Origin of the sequence: Oceanimonas aquatica (assembly GCF_030732065.1) — a bacterium.
Taxonomy (GTDB): domain Bacteria; phylum Pseudomonadota; class Gammaproteobacteria; order Enterobacterales; family Aeromonadaceae; genus Oceanimonas.
On the sequence record NZ_JAVBHX010000019.1, the window covers coordinates 1 to 6775 of the forward strand.

Below are 6775 nucleotides of genomic sequence, written 5' to 3' on the forward strand. Positions count from 1 at the left end.
TATTTACAACCTGGAGCGGCCTCATCACGCATTGAAATACAGAACGCCGGATGCGGTGCATCGGGCGTTCTGAGTGGCGAAAAGCTAGCTGAAAATGTGTAAACCTATTTCAGGACTAGACACATGAGGGCTTGTTACTTGGCTTTCTGCTCGTCGGAAATGCAGGCCGCGGCGGTAAACAGCACGTCGGTGGAACTGTTCAGGCCGGTTTCGGCAGAATCCTGCAGCACGCCGATAATAAAGCCCACGGCCACCACCTGCATGGCAACCTCGTTGGGAATGCCGAACAGGCTGCAGGCCAGGGGGATCAGCAGCAGCGAGCCACCGGCCACGCCCGAAGCACCACAGGCGGAGACCGAGGCCACCACACTCAGCAGCAGGGCGGTCATGATGTCCACCTCAATCCCAAGAGTGTGTACCGCCGCCAGGGTCAGCACGGTAATGGTGATGGCGGCACCGCCCATGTTGATGGTGGCGCCAAGCGGAATGGACACGGAATAGGTGTCTTCATGCAGCTTGAGCTTTTTGCACAGCTCCATGTTCACCGGAATGTTGGCGGCAGAGCTGCGGGTAAAAAAGGCTGTTACGCCGCTTTCGCGCAGGCACTTCAGCACCAGCGGATAAGGATTGCGGCCAATTTTCAGGTACACCAGCACCGGGTTCACCACCAGGGCAATGATCATCATGGCCCCCAGCAGCACCGCCAGCAGCTGGGCATAGCCCCAGAGCGCGTCGAAACCGGTGCTGGCAATGGTATTGGCCACCAGGCCAAAAATGCCCACCGGCGCCAGCCGGATCACGAATTTCACAATGGCGGAGACGCCCATGGACAGGTCGTTCAGCAGGGTTTTGGTGCTGTCACCGGCATGATGGAACGCCAGCCCCAGCCCCACGGCCCAGGCCAGCACGCCGATAAAGTTGCCGGTCAGCAGGGCATTCACCGGGTTATCGACAATGTTGAACACCAGGGTCTGCAGCACTTCGCCAATGCCCTCGGGCGGCGAGGCTTCACCCCCGTGGCTGACCAGCACCAGCTCGGTGGGAAAGGCAAAGCTCAGCAGCACGGCCGTCAGCGCCGCGGCAAAGGTGCCCAGAAGGTAAAGATAGAGAATGGGCTTGATGCTGGTCTGTTCACCTTTCTTGTGGTTGGCAATGGACGACATCACCAGCACAAACACCAGCACCGGAGCCACCGCCTTGAGCGCGCCCACAAACAGGCTGCCGAGCAGGCCGGCGGACTGAGCCGCCTCGGGCGACAGCACCGCCAGCGCGGCACCGGCCACAATACCAATCAGAATTCGGGTTACCAGGCTGCCGCCGTAGACCATGCGCAGCATAAGGGGTTGGGTTTGGTTCATAGTCATCCTTTGATGGTGAAAAATCCATCTCATACGCTAAAGACAAGGCAACTTTATAGCAGAAAAATCCAGCAAAAAACCACAAAGGCGAATTTTTGTAATGCGATACACAAATTTCAACCAACAAATCGCCATTAAAGTTGTCGCTTGACTCCTTCATTGCGCCGCCTGCTAGGCTATAAACACGCCGACCGCCCCCGGAACGCCGCTCATAAAAGGAACCTTATGCGCCCCTTGCTCATCATTTTGCTTTCCTTTTTCATGCTGCCGGTGGCGGCTCAGACCTCGCCCTCAACGCACGTGCCCGCATCGCTGCAACCCTGGGTGGACTGGGCGCTGCAAGGCGACACCCAAACCCGCTGCCCGCTGTTATACCGGCAAGATGCCGAGCGTCGCTGCGCCTGGCCGGGCCGGCTGGCGCTTACCCTTACCAACGACGGCGGCCGCTTTGAACAAGGCTGGCAACTGTATGAGGCCGCCGACATTCCCCTGCCCGGCGGCCGTGAACACTGGCCTCAGGGCGTGACCGTCAACGGTGAACCCGCCATCGTGGCCGAACGCAATGGCCGGCCGCAGCTCAGCCTGCCCGCCGGCGAACACCAAATTGCAGGCCGCTGGCAATGGGCCCGGTTGCCCCTCAGCCTGCAGCTGGACGCCGGCACCGGCCTGCTGGCCCTGAGCCTGAACGGCCGCCCGCAAAGCGCCCCCGAGCTGGATGACCAGGACCGGCTGTGGCCAGGTCGTCAAGCCAGCTCACAGGCCACAGCCTCCAATCGCCTGGATATCAACGTCTATCGCCATGTGGCCGACGATATTCCCCTGCGGGTAGAGACCCGCATTGAGCTGAACGTGGCAGGCTCCCCCCGGGAGCTGCTGCTGGGCCCGGTGCAGCTTGACGATCAGATCCCCCTGGCACTCAACAGCCCCCTGCCCGCCCGGCTGGAGCCGGACGGCCGGCTGCGCGTGCAAGCCCGGCCGGGACGCTGGCAGTTGCAACTGATCAGCCGCCATCCCGGAGACACCGGCAAGCTGATACTGCCGGCCATTGCCGCGCCCTGGCCCGAGGAAGAAGTCTGGGCGGTGCAGGCCTATCCGCAGTTGCGGCTGATGGAGATTAAGGGCCCGCCCATAGTGGACGCCAGGCAAAGCGGCCTGCCCCCCGAGTGGCAGTCGCTGCCCGCGTACCGCATGACACCGGATGCCACCATGACCTTTGTCGTGCAGCGCCGGGGCAATCCCAGCCCCGAACCCAACCAGCTCTCCCTGCGCCGGGAACTGTGGCTGGACTTTAACGGCGGCGGCTACACCCTGAAGGATGAAGTCACCGGCACCATGACGCAGGGTTGGCGGCTGGAAACCGCGCCAAGGCTGGATCTGGGCCGGGTACGGATTAACGGAGAGCCCCGCCTGGTCACCCGGCTGGACGACACCGACCGGCCCGGAGTGGAAGTGCGCCACGGCCGGCTCACGCTGGTGGCCGACAGTCGTCTTGAGGGCGATACCGGCATTCTGCCGGCGGTGGGCTGGAACCTGAACCTGCAGCAACTGAGCAGCCGGCTGCATCTGCCGCCGAGCTGGAGCCTGCTGGCGGCCTTTGGCATGGACAACTCGCCCCACACCTGGCTGCAACGCTGGACCCTGCTGGATTTGTTTCTGGTACTGATCGCCGCCGTAGCCGCCTACCGCTTGTGGGGCTGGCACTGGGGATTGCTGACTTTAATCACCCTGGGGCTGATCTGGCATCAGCCTTCAGGCATGGGGCCGCCGCGCTGGGTCTGGCTGCACCTGCTGGCGGCCTGTGCCCTGCTGAAGGTGTTGCCGGCCGGCAGGCTGCGCCACTGGGTGGCGGGCTACCGTTTACTGACCCTGCTGTTGCTTGTGCTTATCACCATTCCCTTTATGGTGGACGAGGTGCGCACCGCCCTCTATCCGCAACTGGCGCGCACCGGCATGGTGCCCTCTGCCGCCGTCAACAGCCCGCGTCAGGTGAAAACAGAGGTGGAATCCATGGCCGACGAGGCCCTGTCACTCAAGGGCGCCCCCGTGGCTGCCAAGCCCGGCCCCCTGCCCCGGCTGGATCCGAATGCCCTGGTGCAAACCGGCCCGGGCCTGCCGGACTGGCAGTGGCGTAGCGTGGAATTTGGCTGGAACGGGCCGGTGACTCAGGAGCAGCAACTCAGGCTGGTGCTGCTGTCGCCCGGGATCAACGCTGCCCTCAACCTGCTGCGCGTGGCCCTGCTGTGCGCCCTGGTGCTGCGCATGGCCGGCGTGAGCTTTACCCGTGGCAAGGGCCTGCACCTGCAACAACCACTGTGGTCGTGGCTGCCCGCCCTGCTGGTGCTGCCACTGCTGTTCGCCGTGCCGCAGGCCAGGGCCGAGTATCCTTCTCCCGAGCTGCTGGCCGAGCTGAAAAGCCGGCTGCTGGCGCCGCCCGAGTGCCTGCCCGAGTGTGCGCTTACTAGCCGCATGACGCTTGATGCCAGCCCGGAGCGCCTGATCCTCACCCTTGATATTCACACTCAAACCAGCATGGCCGTGCCCCTGCCGGCTCGGGGCGATCTCTGGCTGCCCGAGCAAGTACGGCTGAACGGCAGCCCCGCCACTGGGCTGTGGCGCAATGCACAAGGCGTGCTGCATCTGCCGCTGACCGCGGGCAAACACAGCGTAGAGCTCGCCGGCCCGCTGCCTCAGCAGAGCCAGCTGCAACTGCCGCTGCCGCTGCCGCCCAAACGGGTGGACGCTCAGCTTTCCGGCTGGCGGCTGCAGGGACTCAACGAAAACGGCGTGCCCGACGACCGGCTGCAGCTGACCCGCCTGAGCGCCGACGGCACGCCGCAAAACACCGGGCTCAAGCCCGGCGTGCTGCCCACCTTTGCTCAGGTCACCCGCACCCTGCAACTGGGGCTGGACTGGCGGGTAGACAATCAGCTTGTTCGGGAGGCCGATGCCGAGCGTGCACTGCGCCTTGAAATTCCACTGCTGCCCGGTGAGTCGGTACTTACCGACGACATTCCCGTGGTGAACGGCAAAGCCCATGTCAGCCTGGCCGCCGGCCAACGCCGGCTGAGCTGGCAGTCGACACTGACGCGAGCAGACACCCTCACCCTTGAGGCGCCGCAAACGCAAGACTGGACCGAGACCTGGCGGCTGAGTGCCAGCCCCATCTGGCATGTACAAAGCACGGGGCTGGCGGCCATTCACCATCTGGGCGCCGGCGACCGGTGGCTGCCCGAATGGCGGCCCTGGCCCGGCGAGCGCGTGCGCCTTGAAATTCAGCGCCCCGCCGGCATCAGTGGCCAGACGCTGACCATGGACAGCAGCACCCTTAACGTTCAGCCTGGCAAACGCGCCACCGATGTGCGTCTTGAACTGATCCTGCGCAGCAGCCAGGGCGGTCAGCACCCGCTGCAACTGCCCGCCGGCGCCGAACTGCAGTCGGTGGCCATTAATGACCGCACCCTGCCGCTGCGCCTGAGTGAGCACACACTGACCCTGCCACTGGCGCCCGGTACCCAAGAGGTGCGAGTGCACTGGCGGCAGCCGAAGGGCATTACCCCCCTGTTCACCACGCCTCGAGTGCAGCTCAACAGCGAGAGCGTCAATCATCGCCTGGCGCTGACCCTGGGCCGGGATCGCTGGGTACTGCTTGCCGGCGGCCCCCGGCTGGGGCCGGCGGTGCTGTTCTGGAGCCTGGTGGCCATTACCGTGCTGCTGGCGGCGGGGCTGGCGCGGCTGCCGCATACTCCGCTGCGCTTTCACCACTGGCTGCTGTTGGGCCTGGGCCTGACCCAGATCCCGCTGTGGATGGCCGCCACCGTGGTGCTCTGGCTACTGGCTTTTGGGCTGCGCGGACGCTGGCAACACCAGCAGGCGGGCGCCTGGTTCAATCTGGCACAAGTGGGCCTGGTGTTGCTGACTCTGGTGGCGCTGGCTTATCTGTTCCACGCCATTCAGCAAGGATTGCTGGGCCTGCCCGACATGCAGATTGCCGGTAACGGCTCTTACGGCAACCGGCTGAACTGGTTTCAGGATCGCAGCGCCGGTGCCCTGCCCACCGGCTGGGTGTTGTCGGTGCCGCTGCTGTTTTACCGGCTGCTGATGCTGGTGTGGGCGCTGTGGCTGGCCTTTGCCCTGCTGGGCTGGCTGCGCTGGGGCTGGCAGTGCTTTACCCGCGATGGCCTGTGGCGGCCGCTGCCATTACTGAAAGCCAAACGAGCCGACAAGGATCCCTGGAAAACCCCCAAAGCGCCCGAATAGGGTTCAGATGAGATACGCCATGGGGTACCCTTAAAATAAAAGATGCCCCCCAATTTCGCCGAACGAGGACTCATTTCATGAAAAAGCTGCTGGCTTCGGCCATGTTTACCCTCTCCGCCACCCTTGCCCTGCCGGCCATGGCGGCAGATCCCATAGTGGTGTCGTCAAAGATCGACACCGAAGGCGGCCTGCTCGGCAACCTGATCTACCAGGCCCTGAGCAATGCCGGCCTGGATGTGGAAAACCGCAGCCAGCTGGGCGGCACCCCCATAGTACGCAAGGCCATTATCGCCGGCGAAATCGACATTTATCCGGAGTACACCGGCAACGCCGCTTTTTTTCACCAGAAAGAAAGCAGCGAGGCCTGGAAGAACTTTGAGCAGGGCTATGCCCTGGCCAAACAGCTGGACTTTGATGCCCACCAGCTGGTGTGGCTGACCCCGGCCAACGCCAACAACACCTGGGCCATTGCCGTGCGCCAGGAAATTGCCGGCCCCAACAATCTGGCCAGCATGTCGGACTTTGGGCGCTATGTGAGCCAAGGTGGCGACATCAAACTGGCAGCGTCCGCCGAGTTTGTCTCCAGCCCCGCCGTGCTGCCTGCCTTTCAGCAGACCTACGGCTTTGAGCTGAGCGACGACCAGCTGCTGGTGCTCTCCGGTGGCAACACCGCCGCCACCATCAAGGCCGCCGCACTTAAAACCGACGACACCAATGCCGCCATGGTGTACGGCACCGACGGCGCCATTGCCTCCGTGGGCCTGGTGGTCATGGACGACGACAAGGGCGTGCAGCCGGTGTACGCCCCCGCCCCCATAGTGCGTGAAAGCGTGCTGCAGGCGCACCCGGAGATCGCCGGCATTCTGGAGCCGGTGTTTCAGTCGCTGGACGTAAAAACCCTGCAGGAACTGAACAGCCGCATCGCCATCGGCGGTGAAAGCGCCGAAGCCGTGGCCGCCGACTACCTGGCGGAAATGCAGCGGGATTGATGGAAAGAACTGCACGGCCTTAAATACGGCGCTGTCTGCAACATGGACCCCCGCCTTCGCGCTGAGGGCTCCCCAGTTTTTTACTGGTCATGCAGAAACGCCTGGTGAGAGTAAGTAAAGGCGGCTCAACCTTGCCAGAGCTCGCTCCAGTAGTGAGCCTGTCACTCGCCG

General features: G+C 63.8%; 3 protein-coding genes. 2 read left to right on the top strand and 1 reads right to left on the bottom strand.

The window, feature by feature from the left end:
• Positions 1-134 precede the first annotated feature (134 nt).
• On the bottom strand, positions 135-1358 hold the full coding sequence (gene sstT, locus Q9290_RS16420) for a serine/threonine transporter SstT (protein ID WP_306080719.1): 1224 nt from the start codon (positions 1356-1358) through the stop codon (positions 135-137).
• Between the two features lie 225 nt (positions 1359-1583).
• On the opposite strand from sstT, the gene Q9290_RS16425 reads away from it, so the two are divergent.
• Together Q9290_RS16425 and osmF are read left to right on the top strand one after the other, a co-directional pair.
• On the top strand, positions 1584-5615 hold the full coding sequence (locus Q9290_RS16425) for a hypothetical protein (protein WP_306080720.1): 4032 nt from the start codon (positions 1584-1586) through the stop codon (positions 5613-5615).
• A gap of 77 nt (positions 5616-5692) precedes the next feature.
• A complete protein-coding gene (gene osmF, locus Q9290_RS16430; protein ID WP_306080721.1) occupies positions 5693-6604 on the top strand; it encodes a glycine betaine ABC transporter substrate-binding protein OsmF in 912 nt (303 codons plus the stop codon).
• Positions 6605-6775 lie beyond the last annotated feature (171 nt).

Coding starts and splice junctions, on each gene's coding strand:
- sstT (WP_306080719.1), bottom strand. CDS start 1,358: ATGAACCAAACCCAACCCCTTATGCTGCGCATGGTCTACGGCGGCAGC.
- Q9290_RS16425 (WP_306080720.1), top strand. CDS start 1,584: ATGCGCCCCTTGCTCATCATTTTGCTTTCCTTTTTCATGCTGCCGGTG.
- osmF (WP_306080721.1), top strand. CDS start 5,693: ATGAAAAAGCTGCTGGCTTCGGCCATGTTTACCCTCTCCGCCACCCTT.